The 16,429-nt window shown below is 59.0% G+C and carries 16 protein-coding genes; 8 read left to right on the top strand and 8 right to left on the bottom strand.

The annotated features are described in order from the left end of the window. Window positions 1–380: 380 nt before the first annotated feature. On the top strand, window positions 381–1,442 hold the full coding sequence (locus HMPREF3170_RS08920; protein WP_070479191.1) for a glycoside hydrolase family 25 protein: 1,062 nt from the start codon (window positions 381–383) through the stop codon (window positions 1,440–1,442). Here the strand turns inward: HMPREF3170_RS08920 and HMPREF3170_RS08915 are convergent. The 6 genes from HMPREF3170_RS08915 to HMPREF3170_RS08890 all read right to left on the bottom strand — a co-directional run bounded on the left by HMPREF3170_RS08915 (window position 1,439) and on the right by HMPREF3170_RS08890 (window position 6,639). Next, the gene (locus HMPREF3170_RS08915) at window positions 1,439–2,248 is read right to left on the bottom strand and encodes a spermidine synthase (protein ID WP_070479190.1); all 810 of its coding nucleotides are present in this window, start codon (window positions 2,246–2,248) and stop codon (window positions 1,439–1,441) included. The two genes, HMPREF3170_RS08920 and HMPREF3170_RS08915, sit on opposite strands and share 4 nt — an antisense overlap. A 16-nt stretch (window positions 2,249–2,264) precedes the next feature. Further along, a complete protein-coding gene (locus HMPREF3170_RS08910; protein WP_083290951.1) occupies window positions 2,265–3,014 on the bottom strand; it encodes an ABC transporter permease in 750 nt (249 codons plus the stop codon). Between the two features lie 2 nt (window positions 3,015–3,016). Next, a complete protein-coding gene (locus HMPREF3170_RS08905) occupies window positions 3,017–3,763 on the bottom strand; it encodes an ABC transporter permease (protein WP_070479188.1) in 747 nt (248 codons plus the stop codon). Continuing rightward, window positions 3,760–4,674: an ABC transporter ATP-binding protein gene (locus HMPREF3170_RS08900; RefSeq protein ID WP_070362597.1), complete on the bottom strand. Its 915-nt coding sequence runs from the start codon at window positions 4,672–4,674 to the stop codon at window positions 3,760–3,762. Before HMPREF3170_RS08900 ends, HMPREF3170_RS08905 begins: the two co-directional genes overlap by 4 nt. 82 nt (window positions 4,675–4,756) lie before the next feature. Beyond that, window positions 4,757–5,461, bottom strand: a complete 705-nt coding sequence (locus tag HMPREF3170_RS08895) for a response regulator (RefSeq protein ID WP_070362596.1) — start codon at window positions 5,459–5,461, stop codon at window positions 4,757–4,759. Then, complete coding sequence (locus HMPREF3170_RS08890; protein ID WP_168161639.1) at window positions 5,458–6,639, bottom strand: sensor histidine kinase; 1,182 nt, start codon at window positions 6,637–6,639, stop codon at window positions 5,458–5,460. Before HMPREF3170_RS08890 ends, HMPREF3170_RS08895 begins: the two co-directional genes overlap by 4 nt. A 100-nt stretch (window positions 6,640–6,739) precedes the next feature. Between HMPREF3170_RS08890 and mnmA the strand changes: the two genes are divergently transcribed. Then, a complete protein-coding gene (gene mnmA / locus HMPREF3170_RS08885; RefSeq protein WP_070479184.1) occupies window positions 6,740–7,831 on the top strand; it encodes a tRNA 2-thiouridine(34) synthase MnmA in 1,092 nt (363 codons plus the stop codon). After that, window positions 7,828–8,673, top strand: coding sequence for a uroporphyrinogen decarboxylase/cobalamine-independent methonine synthase family protein (locus HMPREF3170_RS08880; RefSeq protein ID WP_070362593.1), 846 nt, complete (start codon window positions 7,828–7,830; stop codon window positions 8,671–8,673). The genes mnmA and HMPREF3170_RS08880 overlap by 4 nt, the downstream gene beginning before the upstream one ends. Here HMPREF3170_RS08880 and HMPREF3170_RS08875 read toward each other — a convergent pair. After that, entirely contained in the window at window positions 8,670–9,353 is a 684-nt protein-coding gene (locus HMPREF3170_RS08875; protein ID WP_070363535.1) for a 3'-5' exonuclease, read from the bottom strand. The genes HMPREF3170_RS08880 and HMPREF3170_RS08875 overlap by 4 nt on opposite strands. 50 nt (window positions 9,354–9,403) lie before the next feature. On the opposite strand from HMPREF3170_RS08875, the gene ligA reads away from it, so the two are divergent. Next, a complete protein-coding gene (gene ligA, locus HMPREF3170_RS08870; protein ID WP_070362592.1) occupies window positions 9,404–11,452 on the top strand; it encodes an NAD-dependent DNA ligase LigA in 2,049 nt (682 codons plus the stop codon). Here ligA and HMPREF3170_RS08865 read toward each other — a convergent pair. Further along, a complete protein-coding gene (locus tag HMPREF3170_RS08865; protein ID WP_070362591.1) occupies window positions 11,449–12,114 on the bottom strand; it encodes an ACT domain-containing protein in 666 nt (221 codons plus the stop codon). The genes ligA and HMPREF3170_RS08865 overlap by 4 nt on opposite strands. 189 nt (window positions 12,115–12,303) lie before the next feature. On the opposite strand from HMPREF3170_RS08865, the gene gatC reads away from it, so the two are divergent. The 4 genes from gatC to HMPREF3170_RS08845 all read left to right on the top strand — a co-directional run bounded on the left by gatC (window position 12,304) and on the right by HMPREF3170_RS08845 (window position 16,413). Then, a complete protein-coding gene (gene gatC, locus HMPREF3170_RS08860) occupies window positions 12,304–12,603 on the top strand; it encodes an Asp-tRNA(Asn)/Glu-tRNA(Gln) amidotransferase subunit GatC (protein WP_070362590.1) in 300 nt (99 codons plus the stop codon). A 2-nt stretch (window positions 12,604–12,605) separates the two neighbouring features. Continuing rightward, entirely contained in the window at window positions 12,606–14,087 is a 1,482-nt protein-coding gene (gene gatA, locus HMPREF3170_RS08855) for an Asp-tRNA(Asn)/Glu-tRNA(Gln) amidotransferase subunit GatA (RefSeq protein ID WP_070479182.1), read from the top strand. A 199-nt stretch (window positions 14,088–14,286) separates the two neighbouring features. Further along, a complete protein-coding gene (locus HMPREF3170_RS08850; protein WP_070479179.1) occupies window positions 14,287–15,318 on the top strand; it encodes a 6-phosphofructokinase in 1,032 nt (343 codons plus the stop codon). Window positions 15,319–15,408: 90 nt separating this feature from the next. Beyond that, on the top strand, window positions 15,409–16,413 hold the full coding sequence (locus tag HMPREF3170_RS08845; RefSeq protein ID WP_070479177.1) for a bile acid:sodium symporter family protein: 1,005 nt from the start codon (window positions 15,409–15,411) through the stop codon (window positions 16,411–16,413). Window positions 16,414–16,429 lie beyond the last annotated feature (16 nt).

Genomic DNA, 16,429 nt, shown 5'->3' with positions numbered 1-16,429 from the left:
TGGTGCTGCTGCTGTTAATTGGTGGTGGTGTTGCCGCTGCGATGTCTGGTGGGCTGCACTTCTAGCCAGACTGTAGGCAGGGGTTGTGGGGCCTGTGGTGCCGGGAGTGTTCCTGGTGGCATGGGCCCTTTTCGTTGTGGTTGGGGGTTCAGGATAGTTCCCCGAAGATCGGAACTATTTTTCGGTGGCGTGAGGGGTTGTGGGGTGGCGCACCAGATTCCGGGTTTTGCTCTGGCTGGCAATGGGAATCCCCAGGTCGTGCTTCCTCGCGATGGGAATGTGGTGCCCAGTAAAGACACAGGCAGATAGTGCTGAAGCGCCCCATGGTTTGCGTGTGTCGCGTGTGAATAGTGTGACTGGTGTGCGCTAGAGTGTCGCGTATGTATGTAGCCCCTAGACTTCGCTCTGCAACCGCGGCTTTTGTAGCCGCGACGCTTGCCCTTGCGCTTACTGTTTTTGCACCTCAATCGTTGAGCTCCCACGCGGATGCTCAATCGATCCCTGGTCTGATCTCTGGCGTTGATGTGGCTGATCACCAGCGCCCTGGTGGTGCGCCAATCAACTGGAAGATGGCTGGAACAGTCGGTGGGCAGCACTTTGCGTTCGTCAAGGCGACTGAGGGAACGACGTACAAGAACTCGTTTTACGAAGAAGATGTCAAAGCTGCTGCAGATGCAGGTTTGAAGGTCGGTGCATATCACTATGCGCGACCGGGGATGGACCCTATTGCGCAGGCTCGCCACTTCGCAAACGTCATTAACGCTGGCCCTGCGCAGCAGCTGCCACCAGTTCTTGACCTTGAGGTCGATGAGGGGCTTGGTCCAACACAGCTCGCGGCGTGGACGCAGATCTTCCTCACTGAGTTGGAGCGTGCATCGGGCAAGCGGCCGATGCTCTATACCTACCGTTATTTCTGGTACGAGCGGATGAACAACACCAACGCGTTTACTAGCTACCCGCTGTGGCTTGCCGCATACCAGAACCAGCCGCCACGTCCGGTCGGTGGCTGGGACAAGTTGACGTTCTGGCAGCGTAGCGACTCCGGCCGGGTCGCTGGTATTCCGGCGACTGTCGATATGAACTTGTTTAACGGCACCGGTGCACAGTTCGGCGGTTTCGCCGCTGGCAATCTCGGTTCCGCAGGTGGCGTCCTTGAGACGTTCCAGGTGCCGGACTCCGATCAGCTTGAGGTTCTGGAACAGAACAGCACGGCGCTGGTCGTCGCGATCCTCGCGTTGGCCGCCGGTGCCCTGGGTGCATCACAGGTTGCGTCGGAGGCTGCGAAATTCGGCTTTGATATTAAGGACGCGAACAACATCGCTGGCCTTGTCCAGCGCCTGGCTTCTCAGGGCGAACTGCCCGTGGATGACCTGCGTAACATGATGATTGGTGATTACCAGGTTGGTGACCTGCTGATCCTGTTGGATAACGCTGCGCACTAGACGTCGGTAGGCGCGTCGTAGCGAGGGCTCGTAGCAAGGCTACGGGCCCATTTTTCGTGCTTGAACTGCGCAGGCACGGCGCCTTTGAGCAGTTCACGGTTTAGCGAAGGGCTGGCCTCGATTGGTGTGTTTGCGGCGATGAGGACGATGTTGCCGTAGCGGCGGCCTTTCAGCATTGGTGGGTCCGCGATTGCGGCAACGTGTGGCCACACTTCGAGCATGCCAGCCAGTTCTTCCTTCGCTTCTTTGAGATCCGCGTGGCTGCCGCAGTTTGCCACATATATTCCTGACGGGCTGAGTGATTTCCGCGCTTGCTCGAAGAACTCCACCGTGGTCAGGTTTCGTGGAGTGATCGCTGATGAGAAGACATCGCGAATGATGATGTCGCGGGTGTTGGGTTTGAAGCTGTCGGTGACTTCGCGGGCGTCACCGACTCGTATTTTAACGACGGGTGAACGGGGGATATCGAAAAGTTCGCGGGCGAGCTCGGCAAGTGACATGTCAATTTCCACGACAGTGTTGCGCGAGCCGTTCCACTTAGAAGCAAAGTAGCGGGGCAGTGTGCAGGCAGCGCCACCGAGGTGGGTTAGGCGTGGTTTGGGCCAAAGGGGGACGTCGACAAGCTGTTGGTCGTTCAGAAAATCAGCGATCCACCTCATGTATTCGAAGTCCAGCCGTTCTGGGTCGCCGGGGACGATGTGGGAGCTCGGCACGCCGTTGACGAGGAGCACCATGGAGCCGTCCGGTTCGTGGAGAACCTCCGCAACGCCGGTATCGATTTCATGGAATTCACTTTTTGCTGCCATGCACAGTGACAGTACCTTACGCCTTCACGTCGACATGGTGCAGGTACACGACGGACGCAAGCCACGCTGTGGCAGTAAGCAGCAGGGTGCTTGCGAGGACGCCGGACACCGCACTCCACTCGAGGATACCCGAGCCCGCGACTGCGTTACCGCCCATCCACAGCATCGTGGCCACGCCGACGGGAGGAAGCAGAAACTGCGCTACTGTGGCGCCGGCAGCAATTGCACCAAAAGCGACGAGGCTGGCCACCACGCCAAGGGCGACTGGCATGGCAAAGTTGCGGACCAGCATTGAAGCGAAGCTTTGCCACGCGGCCACTGCCATCGCAGGAACCACAGCGAGTAAGGACGATGCGAGTAGGGCCATCGGCGGCATGCCTGATAGGCCAGCGACCCAACCACCGATAGTGCTCAAGACGATGAACACGCACTGCATAATTGAGGTCATCGCGATGAGTACAGCAAGTTTTGCGGTGACCAGACTCGCCGCCGATCTGGACGAGGTAAGCAACGTGTTCCAGTTGCCGCCACGGTGCTCAACGCGCCACGTGGAGGACGCGAGAATCGAAATACCCGCCACCATGAAAAGCATGCCGTAAAATAGCGTCGCCTGGGACCAATAGCTCGTCCACCCGGATTCCAAAGTCTCAGAGTTGGCGGCGTAGTTGCCAGCACCGAAGACGACGGAGACGAGTGGGATGGCGACGGCAACGATTGTGATGTAAGTGCGCCGAAGTTTACAAAACTCGTTAACGATCATGTCCATGATTAGATTTCTTTCCTGTCGAGTATTCGCGTTATTGCAACGAACCCTGTAGCGAGCAACACGACGTAGACACACCACGAAGCCCAACCTGGTTGCGTAGGAACTGCGCCTTCGTTAGCGAAGGTGTATGGGAGTAGGACTGCAAAATAGCCGAAGGGGTTCATCTCAGCGAGCCACACAGGGGAAAGCAGCGAGGTGATGCCGAGGAAGCCTCCCGCCACGCCAAATGCCAGCACTCCTACTTGCGATTCAGTGACCGCTGCGAGCACGAACATGGCGCTGGTGATCGCTAGGCTAGTGACAACGGCTGCAACTCCGTACACTGCCCAGGCTCCAGCTGTGCTTCCGCTAGGCAGCGGCGCACCCAGCAATACTGGTAGCGCGATGCACGCCGTGAACTCCATCAGCTTGAGCGTGACGATGAGAGGCGCCACTACTCGGAACTTTCGTCGCAGCAGCGAGCCCTTGCGGACGCCAGCAACCGCGTTGAGCAGCCACCCGCCACTTGCATGCTCGTTATCGACGGCGCGACTGGCAATGAGCGCCAATTGCAGTGGGGTGAGAAATGCGAGCGACATCGCAACCGCAATCAGTTGGCCCGACCATGCTGCCTCCGGGGCAGCGGTGAACGCGTCGATTTGGCCGTCTGAGAACAAGCTCATACAAGCGAACAGTACGATGCCCAGGGAGAGCACGCCGCCCAGTAGCGAGATGTGCGTACGACGCAGCTTCAAGAATTCGATGCTCATGCGCTAAGCCCCTTGCGTCCTGTCATCCCAATAAAAATTTCTTCCAGGCTGCGGTGCTTTCGCAGAACCTGGTAGATCGGGACTCCGTGATGGACGAGCTGCGCGCATGCAGTAGCAACGGCCTCCTCGGTAAGTCCGGGTAGTGCCACGCCCCCGGAAACGATGCGTGGTTGCAAGTCTCGTAGAACTTCGGTGGCAACGGCTGCCTGTGGGGTTTGGACGTAGACGTCGGGGAGGTGGGCGTCGAAAAGCTGCTGCTTCGAGCCTTGAAATATGAGCTTGCCTTGGTTGATAATGCTGAAGCTGGTGGCCATCTTCTCCATTTCGGAGAGCAAGTGACTTGAAACGAGGACAGTACGGCCTTCGTCGCGTGCGAGACTGATGATAAGCTCGCGGATTTCTTCGATACCTGCAGGGTCGAGGCCGTTGGTTGGTTCATCGAGGATGAGCAATTGAGGGTCGCGTACGAGCGCGATTGCGATGCCGAGGCGTTGCTTCATGCCGAGCGAATAGTTCTTGACCTGTTTGTCCATGTGCTTTTCCAAGCGAACAAGTCGTACCGCGCGCTGCGCGTTTGCAGAATCGGCTTTGAATAGACGCGTCACAATCTTCATGTTCTCCGCACCGGTGAGGTGCGGGTATGCCGCTGGCGACTCGATGAGTGAGCCGATGCTAGCGAGTACCTCGCCGCGTGTTGAGCGGGTCATCGGCTGCCCCAGCACGGTGATCTCCCCGGCAGTTGGTGTGGTCAGGCCGAGCAACATTTTCATTGTGGTTGATTTGCCGGAGCCGTTCGGCCCCAGGAGCCCGTGCACGGCGCCCTGCGGAACCTCAAGCGAAAGCTTGTCGACGACTGTGTGCGCACCGTAGACCTTCGTCAGGCCCTTCGTAGTAATGATTGGTGAGTTCATGGTGTTCACTATCGCCAAGTGAGGCTCCGAAAGCGTCGGAGCTTGGTACGATCTTGCAAGTCATACCGGGGGATGATGGTGCTTAGCCATCGAGGAGATCGGAACGATCGACAAGGCCCGTGCGATAGGCGAAGAGCGCCGCATGCACGCGGTCGCGCGACTGGGTCTTGGACAAGATCCTCCCGACATGCGTCTTCACCGTTGGCATGGAAATGAACATGCGCTCAGAGATCTCCGAGTTTGACCAGCCACGACCGATTGCGATGAGTACTTCGCGCTCGCGGGCAGTGAGCTCGCCAAGCGCCATGCGGTCAGTCGCAGAAATTGAAAGCTCCTCGTCGGCGTGTGCGGCTTGGCGCGTGCTGTGAGAGATCCGAGCAATGATGCGTTTGGTGGCGCGCGGAGAGATGACGGCATCGCCAGCAGCGACGGTACGGATGGCGTCGAGAAGTTCCTCGGGTTGTGTGTCCTTGAGCAAGAACCCACTGGCGCCGGCCCGCAGTGCGTCCACGACGTAATCCTCGTCATCGAACGTGGTGAGGATAATGACCTTGGTTTGCGGGAAACGGCTGGCGTACTCGGCCGTCGCGGCAATGCCGTCGAGGATGGGCATTTGCACATCCATCAGCACTACATCGACCGGGTGGGATGCCTGTTGCTCGAGTGCCTCAGCGCCGTTCGAGGCCAGCCAATCGACGCCCAAATCTGTCTGGGAGTCGATGACGAGCTGGATACCGTGGAGGAAGAGTGCCTGGTCGTCGACGATCCCTAAGCGAATTGTGCTCATGCATGCTCCAGCGTGTCGGGGTGTATCACTCCGGCGAGACCTTGCTCAACGTAGGGGATTCGCACTTGCGTGACCCACTCTGCACGCCCGCTGTTGGTGGGGGTGGGGCCTGCCTGCAAAGTTGCCCCGATAAGAGCGGCGCGCTCCCGCATCCCACGCAAGCCGTGGCCATTGACAAGGCTTGCTGCAGTGCCATCGAATCCATTGTTCACACGGATTACCACTTGTTTTTCCTCCCACGTCACATCAAGCAAAGCAGCGCCGTCGCCGTGTTTGAGCGCATTCGTGAGAGCCTCCTGGACCACGCGTCTGGCCGCAAGGGACGTAGCAAGTGGTAGCTGCTCTGGTGCAGATCCCGTTTGCGAGTAAGTGATATCCAGGCCGCCGAGTCGACTCGTACGAACCAGCTCTTCGAAATCTAGAGACACTGGTGAAGGTTCCACCGACCGCGACTCGGGCGCACGAAGTAGCGCGACCACTTCGCGCATTTGCGCCAGGGATTCCCGTCCGACCTCTCCGATTACTCGAAGGGCTTTGTCGCAGTCCCCGCCGTAGCGTCCGCCATCGGCCTGCGCAACAATCACAGTGAGCGAATGGGTAACCACGTCGTGGATCTCGCGGGCAAGGAACGCGCGTTGCTCAGACATAGCCTGTTGAAGCTCGATCCGTTGCTGCCGCAGCGCCTGCTCGAGCTCGCGGGTTGCGGCTTCTTCGGTCCGCCTGCGTAGCTCGCCGAAGAGTCCAGCCGCCACTAGCAACGTGGCGCTCCACGCGAGGTAGGGAAGCTGCTGCTCAAAGGGCATGCTCCGAGGCACGGGCGATACGAGTGAGAGTGCCACGAGGTCTCCTGTAACGAGCGCAATGGCAGCGAAGTCGCGAAGAACTGGGCGAACATTGCGACGGATGATGTAGGCAGTGAAGACCCCAACGACAATCACCGCTACCGTGAGGTTCGTGCTGAATGCACGCATCCCCAATAGGACGAATGCGGTGAGCACAGTTGCAGTTGGCCATCGCCAGCGGGAAAAAGGGGCGACGATAGCCCACAGCAGGAGAGGTACGACCGCCCATGCAGATCTCGTGGCACTCAGGACACCAAGCGAAGCACACACGCCGAGGACAAAAGCGATGCTTGCGTCACGCATGCGGATCGGCAGGCGGGCAGTAAAGGGAGGCATATCCATAACCTAATCGACCTGCGCAGGGCTGTCGTCATGCCTGGGTATGATTCGGCGTACGCTTTTCTTCTCCTCCTGCTCGCGGGTACACTTCCGCCACATGCGAGTTTTAGTGGCGATGAGTGGAGGCGTGGACAGCTCAGTGGCCGCTGCACGCCTTGTCCAAGCTGGCCACGACGTTGTGGGCGTGCACCTGGCGCTCTCGCAGGACCCGCAGGCCACCAGAGAGTCGGCACGCGGGTGTTGCTCGCTGGAGGATTCTGCGGACGCTCGACGTGTGTGCGACAAACTCGGGATTCCATTTTATGTGTGGGACTTTTCCGATCGCTTTAAAGCCGAGGTCATTGATAATTTCGTGTGGTCGTACGAGCATGGTGAGACCCCGAATCCATGCCTGCGATGCAACGAGAAAATCAAGTTTGCTGCCTTGCTTGAGCGCGCTGTCGCGCTTGGGTTCGACGCGATCGCTACCGGCCATTACGCAACTATCGACGAAGACGGGAACCTGCGGCGCTCGGTGGACCCGCTGAAAGACCAGTCTTATGTGTTGGGAGTGCTGACGCGTGATGAGCTTGACAAGTGCATCTTCCCAGTCGGTGATACGGAAAAACCTCAGATTCGTGAGGAGGCGGCAGCGTTCGGGTTCGCTACCGCTCAGAAGCCGGACTCCTACGATATTTGCTTTATCCCGGACGGCAACACCCAGGCATTTTTGGGTAGGTCCATCGGTATGCGCCCAGGAATCGTGCGCGATCAGGACGGCACCGAGCTCAAAGAGCACGACGGCGCGTTCCAGTACACCATCGGACAGCGCCGCGGCCTCAACCTTCGCGTGCCAGCCCAGGACGGAAAGCCGCGCTACGTCACCGATGTCGACGCCACCACGGGCACGGTTACTGTCGGGCCGCGCGAAGCGCTCAAAGTCTGGCAGATCGACGCAGACCGCCTGAAAGTACTGCATCCGGCGATGCAAGGTGAGTTCGCGGCCAATGTACAGATCCGTGCGCACGGCGGGGTCGTCGCCTGCCACGCACGCGTTGAGGGCAACAGCATGCATCTCGAGTTGGAGACGCCCCTGGAGGGAGTCGCGCGAGGGCAGGCTGCCGTGCTGTACTTGCCTGACCCGGACGGGCGCGGTGACGTGGTGCTGGGGTCCGGCACGATTTGTGGGACTTCGAGCGTGCAACCATGACGGCGTTCGGCCTCGGGGAGTTGCCCGGCACAGACCTCGTCACTGCCGCGGACGTTGTGCTTTCAGAATCACCGCTGCCACACATTCCACAGCTGCCAGAGCGTGGGATCGGGAGTGACCTGATTGGGCGAACAGCCGCGTTGCTCGACATTCCCATCGACCGCGGCCCGCGCGGATGGCGCGTTGGCACCCAGCACCGGGCGGTGCGTGACCAGATGGATCGCGACCTGGATGTCCTGGAATCGCTGTGGGCCGGCAAGCTCGATGCGATCAAAGTCCAGGTTGTCGGTCCTTGGACACTTGCAGCAGAAATTGAGATGCGCAATGGACACCGCATGATCACGGACACTGGTGCGCTGCGGGATGTGACCGAGGCGCTTGCACAGGCTATTGACGATCATCGAGAAGATGTGGGGCGTCGATTAGCTCCGACAGTGCTGCAAATCGACGAGCCAAGCCTCGACGCCGTGATGAGAGGCTCACTGCGTGGTGCGACTGATGCCGAACGCATCCCGGCATACCCAGAACCGGAGGAGCGCCTCGCAGGCTTTGGTAAGTACCTACTCCACGCGCCAATGATGATCAACGTCCCTTGGCAGACCGTAGACCTTGCGGACCTACAATCAACCGCCGAAAAAGACCGCTTTGCGCAACTGCTCGATCGCGGCAGCCGCTTCGCGCTTGCACCCATGCGGCCAAGGGATGTGTGGAACGTGCTCGACGAACTCCAAACCGACCCTGAGGCCTGCAGCTTCGACGTGTGGGCACGACCCGCGGATACGTTGAAACAGGCCGCTGCGAACTACCGTGAAGCCGCTGAAATGGCGGAAGGGCTGCGCTAACTCGCATCCCCGATCATCGGCCACGACGTCGTGAGGTTTGAGACATCACGCCCCTTCGACTCGAAGAACTCCCGCAACTCTGTTTGGAGTTTGTAGTACTCCACGGCCTGAAACTCCATCAACTCGTCCGTGCTCATCTGGGCGAGTTCAGGGTAGGTGGAGCGGACCTGCTTCCACGCAAGGCGCGCAGCGGCGGTCGCATCAGCCGTCGCATCGTGAGCGTTGTCGAGCTTCACTCCGTACAGCTCGCACAGAGCGCCGAGGTTGCGTTTCCCCTTCCTGTAGCGGTCCTTCGCCCGGTCGATGACGAGAGGGTCGAAAACCGGGCCGGTTACAGTGAAGTCTCCGGTGAGCTGTCGCAGCACAGAAAGGTCATACGGCGCGTTAAAAACGATGAGAGTGAGGCCGTCCTCCCAACCGCGCTTAATCATGTCAACTGTTTCTTGCAAGACCTCATCGTGCGGGCGGCCGTGCGCGCGGGCGTACTCCGTGGTGATGCCGTGGACCGCGGCAGCCTCTGCGGGTATCTCAACCCCTGGGTCCGCGAGCGCCTCGTGCGCGTTCGCCTGCGCACCGTCGATCGTGACAAGGGAGGACGTCACAATACGAGCAGTGCGTGGGTTCACAGAAGTCGTCTCGAGGTCGAAGGACATCATGCGGGATGCGTCGAAGAAAGCCATGCACATTACCTTACTAACCGTGTCGGACAGAGACGCTAGACTTGCACGTTATGAACGAAAATGTGAACGAATTGCCTGCTAATGACGTCGATGTGCGTCGACTCTGGGATGAGATTGCCAGCCAAGTTCGTCACCATCGGGATCTGTACTACAACAGCCAACCCGTTATTAGTGACGCCGAGTTTGATGAGCTTTTCCAGCGCTTGGTGCGACTTGAGGAAGAGCACCCCGAGCTCGCTGTTCCGGACTCACCGACGATGCAGGTCGGTGCGCCGACCGGCGGTGCGTTCGACGATGTCGAGCACCTCGAGCGGATGATGAGCCTAGATAATGTTTTCTCGGAGGCAGAGCTACGAGACTGGCTGGCAAAGGCGCCGGGCCCGTATCTGACAGAGCTCAAGATCGACGGGCTTTCGATCGACCTCGTGTATGAAAACGGCGAGCTGGTTCGCGCTGCTACGCGTGGTGACGGGCGCGTGGGCGAGGACATTACGGCCAATGCAAAGGTCATTGAAGATATTCCGCACCAGCTGCAGGGCGATGCCCCGGCGCTAGTCGAGGTGCGAGGGGAAGTTTTTATCCGGCCCGAGGACTTCCCAGATCTCAACGCTGCTCGCATCGAAGAGGGCGGGAAACCGTTCGCGAATCCGCGCAACGCGGCTGCCGGAGGCTTGCGTCAAAAGGATCCCGAGGATGTGAAAAAGCGCAAACTGCGGATGATTTGCCACGGCATCGGTGCGCGCGAGGGGTTTGCCCCGAAGACCCAGCACGAAGCCTACGAGCAGATGGCAGCCTGGGGGCTGCCAGTGTCTGAATACACAAAGCGCGCAGCAACTGCTGATGCGGTGGTGGATGCCGTTCGCTATTGGGAACAGCACCGCCACGACGCGATCCACGAGATGGATGGGCTCGTTGTAAAAGTCGATGCGGTTGAGGAACAGCGCCAACTAGGAGCGACGTCGCGGGCGCCACGGTGGGCGATCGCGTACAAGTACCCGCCGGAGGAGGTCACGACGAAACTGCTCGATATTGAGGTTTCCGTTGGGCGAACTGGCCGAGTAACACCGTACGCGGTAATGGAGCCGGTTTTCGTGTCTGGTACGACTGTCGCCATGGCGACGTTGCACAATCCGACCGAGGTCCGCCGCAAGGGCGTCCTCATTGGTGACACGGTCGTAGTGCGTAAAGCTGGCGAGATTATCCCTGAGGTGTTGGGTCCCGTCGCAGATCTTCGCACTGGAGAGGAGCGGGAGTTCGTGTTCCCCGCGGAGTGCCCAAGTTGCGGGGCAACGTTGGCGCCTGCGAAGGAAGGGGATGCGGACTGGCGCTGCCCGAATACGCGTTCATGCCCGGCCCAGCTGGCGCAACGTCTGAAGTACCTCGCCAGTCGCGGCGCCTTTGACATTGAGGCGCTGGGCGAAAAGGGCGCGCAGGACATGATTGACACTGGTGTGATCCAAGACGAGGGCGACCTGTTTGATCTCACAGAGGAAGACCTCAAGAAGTCACAGGTCTACACCACGAAGAAAGGTGCGGTAAATGCCTCTGGCCGCAAGCTACTGGAGAACCTCGACACTGCGAAAAATGCCGATTTCTGGAGAGTCCTCGTCGCGCTTTCGATTCGACACGTCGGTCCGACCGCAGCTCGTGCGCTCGCCTCCCGTTACGGCAACATGGAAGCGCTTGTCGACGCCCCACTGGAGGACCTTGCGCAAACAGACGGAGTAGGCGCCATCATTGCGGAATCGTTCCAAGAGTGGTTCCGCGTTGACTGGCACCGCGAGATCGTCGAAAAGTGGACAGCTGCTGGCGTGACGATGGAAGTTGATGCCGCCGACGTTGCTCCGCAAACCCTTGAGGGGATCACCGTGGTGGTGACGGGCACGCTCGAGGAATACACGCGTGATGGCGCGAAAGAGGCGATCGTGTCGCGTGGTGGTAAGGCATCGGGGTCTGTGTCAAAGAAGACGGACTTTGTGGTCGTCGGCGAAAATGCCGGTTCAAAAGAGCAAAAGGCGCGTGAGCTCGGCCTCAGGATTCTCAACGAGGAAGAGTTCACCCGCCTGCTCGAACAGGGGCCAGAAGGAGTTGAAGACTAGGAAATTATCGAACCGATGATGGTTCCCAAGTCTCCGATCTGAGCTACCTCTGATGCAAGGAAATCAGGGCCGCCGATGCGACCGACAACGAGAATGTACTCGGAGGCGCCGAGGGGAGTGATGGCAAGCGCGGTATCGAGTTGCCACCACGACTCTGGTGTCCACGCGTCGTTGTCCGGAACGAGCACCCGCGCATGCTCGAGCGGTGGCATGATTGGGTGGGATTGGTCATCTTCTGGTGCAGCCTGGGAGGCGCACAGGCGGTCGAGTCCTTCGGGGGTGTGCTTCAGCACCACGGCCCAGGAAGAGGTCATTGCCTGGGGGATCATCACGGTTAACTCGTCGAGTGCCTGCTTCGGATTGTTTGCAAGCTCGGCGATTTTCGCCAGCATCCGGATGTGCCCACTGCGGTCAACGCGCCCAGTGAACGGGCGGATCGAATCAACTTCAACGCCGTCGATGGCTGAAGCTGCTGTAATGAGTGCGTCGACCATCGTTCCGGTGGGCAAGCTGACAACAATGTCGTCAGTGACGGTACCGCTTGGATCAGTCTCGACGATGTCGACGGACTGAATATTTGCGTCGATTACGCCGAAGGCTTCCGCGAGTTCGCCAAGACTGCCGGGTAGGTCGGGCAAGGTCACTCGTACGAGGTAAGACATAGGCTCTTTTATAGCACTGCATACGGACAGCATGCTGCCAATTACATGAATATATGCATGCAATTGTAAAAATGAGGCGAAAAGGGATGGGGCGATGGTGTGGTGTTGCCTAGTGCGATGCGGGTTCTGGGGATAACGTAGAATGAACACGTTTTAGTGGCTAACCTACGGTAAAGATTGGACTTCACATTGGCTGAGATTTCACGCGATGAGGTCTCCCGCATCGCACGCCTTGCGCGAATTGCGTTGCAGGAGGATGAGCTTGACCAGATCGCCCAGCAGCTCGACACCATTGTTGACGCTGTTTCGAAGGTGCAACAGGTCGACACTGATGGGGTGGAGCCGATGAGCCACCCCCACTCGATTGACGCTGGCATGAGGCCGGACGTCGAGAAGAAGACGTTGACGCAGGCGCAGGCCCTTGACCAGGCCCCTGAAGTTGATGAAGAGCGCTTCGTAGTTCCACAGATCCTTGGAGAAAGTGAGTAGGCATGACTGAGTACACGCTTCCATCTGAAGGCATTGTGTCGCTTCCAGCTCACGTGCTTGCACAGAAGATCCAATCCGGCGAGCTGACGTCGCGCGAGGTTACCCAGGCATTCCTGGACCGCATTGCGGAGACTGATAACGAGCTTGGGGCATTCCTGCATGTCGGCGCCGAGGAGGCTCTTGCTGCGGCAGACGCGGTGGATGCCCAGGTCGCTGCTGGTAAGCCACCGGCTTCAAAGCTGGCTGGTGTACCTCTGGCACTGAAGGATTTGCTGGTGACGACGGATGCTCCGACCACCGCTGCATCGAAGATGCTTGAGGGATACCGCAGCCCGTACGACGCTACGGTAGTCCGCAAGTTGCGCGAGGCCGGTATCCCAATTCTGGGCAAGACGAACCTCGACGAGTTTGCGATGGGTTCCTCCACTGAGAACTCCGCCTATCAGGTCACCCGTAACCCGCATGACCTCGAGCGTGTTCCGGGTGGATCTGGCGGTGGTACCGCTGCTGCACTTGCCTCTGGCCAGGCACCAATTGGTATTGGCACTGATACCGGTGGCTCTATTCGTCAGCCGGCATCGCTGACAGGCACCGTCGGTGTGAAGCCGACGTACGGCGGTGTTTCCCGCTACGGTGTGATCGCTTGTGCGTCGTCGCTGGATCAGGTTGGACCGTGTGCGAACAACGTCCTCGACACGGCGTTGCTGCACGAGATTATTGGCGGCCACGACGAGTTCGACGCCACAAGCGTTGACACTCCGGTACAGGAGCTCGCAGCTGCCGCTGAACAGGGCGCTTCGGGCGATCTGTCTGGCGTGAAGATCGGACGCGTGAAGCAGTTCTCGCGCCCAGGTACCCAGCCAGGCGTCACTGAGCGTATCGACGCCGCCTTTGCACAGTTCGAACGTCAGGGCGCAGAGATCGTCGAAGTGGACTGCCCGAGCTTCGACGACGTCATGGGCGCGTACTACATCATCCAGATGTCCGAGGTTTCGTCGAACCTCGCGCGCTTTGACGGTATGCGCTATGGCCTGCGCACGGGTGACGACGGCAAGCACTCTGCGGAAGATGTGATGGCGTCGTCCCGTGGTGACGGCTTCGGCCCGGAGGTGAAGCGTCGCATCATCCTCGGCACGTATGCGTTGTCTGTTGGTTATTACGACGCCTACTACCTGCAGGCGCAGCGTGTGCGTACCCTCATCGCGCAGGATTTCCGTCGGGCGTTTGAGAAGGTGGATGTCATCGCTGGCCCGGCCGTTCCTCAGACTGCGTTCAAGATCGGGGAGAAAGTCGACGATCCGTTGGCAATGTACAACTTTGACCTCTTCACCTTGCCGTTGAACCTGGCAGGCCTCCCGGGCATGAGCGTCCCGGCGGGGACGGCAAGCGATACTGGTCTTCCCGTTGGCTTGCAGATTATTGCTCCTGCTTTTGAAGACGAGCGCCTGTACCGTGTTGGTGCGGCGTTTGAGGCTGGACGCTAGCTTTCTTATCTGGCATATCCACCACGACCCCGCAGGTTACTGCCGCGGGGTCGTTTTCATTTTGATAACACCTTAATCGTCTATGTTGTGGATTTGTGTGTGAATGGGAGCATCAATTTGACGCCTGTGACCAGCGGAAATCAGATTTTTGGGCATGCGGAATAAGCCCTTTTGCCTTGAAAGCGCTAGGGTTGTGTGTATGCGACTTGCCACTCTTACCTCCGGCGGCGACTGCCCAGGGCTGAACGCCGTCATTCGCGGAATCGTCCGAACTGCCAGCGCGGAATATGGCTCGACAGTTGTCGGGTACCTCGATGGCTGGGTCGGGCTGATGGAAGACCGCAGGATTGACCTGTACGACGATGCGTTTATCGATTCGATTTTGCTGCGCGGCGGCACCATCCTGGGGACCGGCCGTTTGCACCCCGACAAGTTCAAAGCCGGTATCGACACTATTAAGGCGAATATGGATGACGCCGGTATCGACGCCCTGATCGCCATTGGCGGCGAAGGTACCCTCAAGGGTGCCAAGTGGTTGTCCGATAATGGCATTCCAGTTGTCGGCGTTCCAAAGACCATTGACAACGACGTCGCCGCGACTGACTACACGTTCGGCTTTGACACCGCAGTATCGGTTGCTACCGACGCGATTGACCGCCTGCATACGACTGCAGAATCACACAACCGCATCCTGATTGTCGAAGTGATGGGCCGCCACGTCGGCTGGATCGCACTCCATGCCGGTATGGCAGGTGGTGCACACTACACGGTCATCCCTGAGGACCCATTCGACATTGCAGATATTTGCAAGGCAATGGAGCGCCGCTTCCAGATGGGAGAGAAGTACGGCATCATCGTTGTCGCCGAAGGCGCTATCCCGAAAGAGGGCACGATGGATGCAGGCCTCGGTGAGGAAGACGAGTTCGGTCACAAGACCTTCAACGGGATGGGGCAGATCATCGCTGACGAGATTAAGCGCCGCCTCGGTTACGATGTCCGAACTACGGTGCTGGGGCACATCCAGCGCGGTGGTACGCCAACGGCGTATGACCGAGTGCTTGCCACTCGTTACGGCGTGCACGCAGCCCGTGCCGCACACGAAGGCAACTTTGATACCTGTGTAGCCCTGCACGGTGAGGATATCGATCTCGTGCCGCTCGAGTCCGCAGTGGCACACCTGAAGACGGTTCCGGAACACCGGTACAAGACTGCACGAAGCATGTTTGGATAAGAAATTTTTGGGTGGAGCGCCCGCGCCAGTGCAAAAGATTTTTGCGGAAACTGGCGCGGGCGCTCCTTTTGTGTGTCTATAGTGTGACCTATGACTGTTTCGGTAGATGAGAAAAGAGAACCATCTAGCGGGAATGCCCAGGACCGCGCTGCATACCTCGCAACGCTGGGCTTCCCAGTGCTAGTACTGATTGGCTTCGCGCTTGGTGCAGCAGCACCTGGCGCGGTCGCCCCAATTTCTGGTTGGACTACGTGGCTCCTGGGCATTGTGATGTTCGGCATGGGGCTTACCTTGCGTCCAGTTGATTTTCGTCTCGTTTTTTCGCGTCCGCTCCCGGTACTCATCGGTGTGGTTGCGCAGTTCGTCATCATGCCTGCTATTGCAGTAGCTATCACTGTGGTGCTCGGTCTGCCGTCTGAAATCGCGGCAGGTGTGATCTTGGTTGGATGCGCACCAGGTGGTACGTCATCCAACGTCGTTAGCTACCTTTCCCGTGGTGACGTAGCTTTGTCGGTCACTATGACGTCGATATCGACGCTGCTTGCACCAATCATGACGCCGCTGTTGACTCTGTGGCTGGCAGGCCAGCACATGCCAGTGAGTGCAGCAGCAATGGCGCTGTCGATCGTCAAGATGGTCATCGTTCCAATCGTGCTCGGTCTCGTCGTGCGCCTCGTGCTGCCTCAGCTTGTTGACGCCATCTTGCCTGCGCTGCCGTGGGTCTCTGTGATTGCGATCTCGATGATCGTGGCGATTGTCGTGCAGGGCTCCCGTGAGAAACTTGCAGAGGCTGGTCTCTTGGTGCTGCTGTGTGTAGCAATCCACAACATCCTGGGGTACCTGCTGGGCTACCTGACTGGAAAGGTCACGCGTCAGCCGGAAACCGCTTCTCGAACAATGGCTGTCGAGGTTGGGATGCAGAACTCCGGCCTAGCCGCCACGCTTGCCGCACAGTACATGAACCCAGTCGCGGCACTTCCAGCGGCAGTGTTTTCTGTGTGGCACAACCTTTCCGGTGCGGTATTTGCGTTCATCTGTCGCTCCGTAGACCAGCGGAAACGTGCTATGGGCGCGCCAAGCGACACGGAGAACTAGGAGAGCACTACACTAG

The sequence above is a fragment of the Corynebacterium sp. HMSC08D02 genome (genome assembly GCF_001807505.1).
In the GTDB taxonomy this organism is placed as follows: Bacteria; Actinomycetota; Actinomycetes; order Mycobacteriales; family Mycobacteriaceae; genus Corynebacterium; species Corynebacterium pseudogenitalium.
The sequence above is the reverse complement of the archived record's forward strand: the minus strand, read 5'-3'. Positions and strand labels throughout refer to the sequence as shown.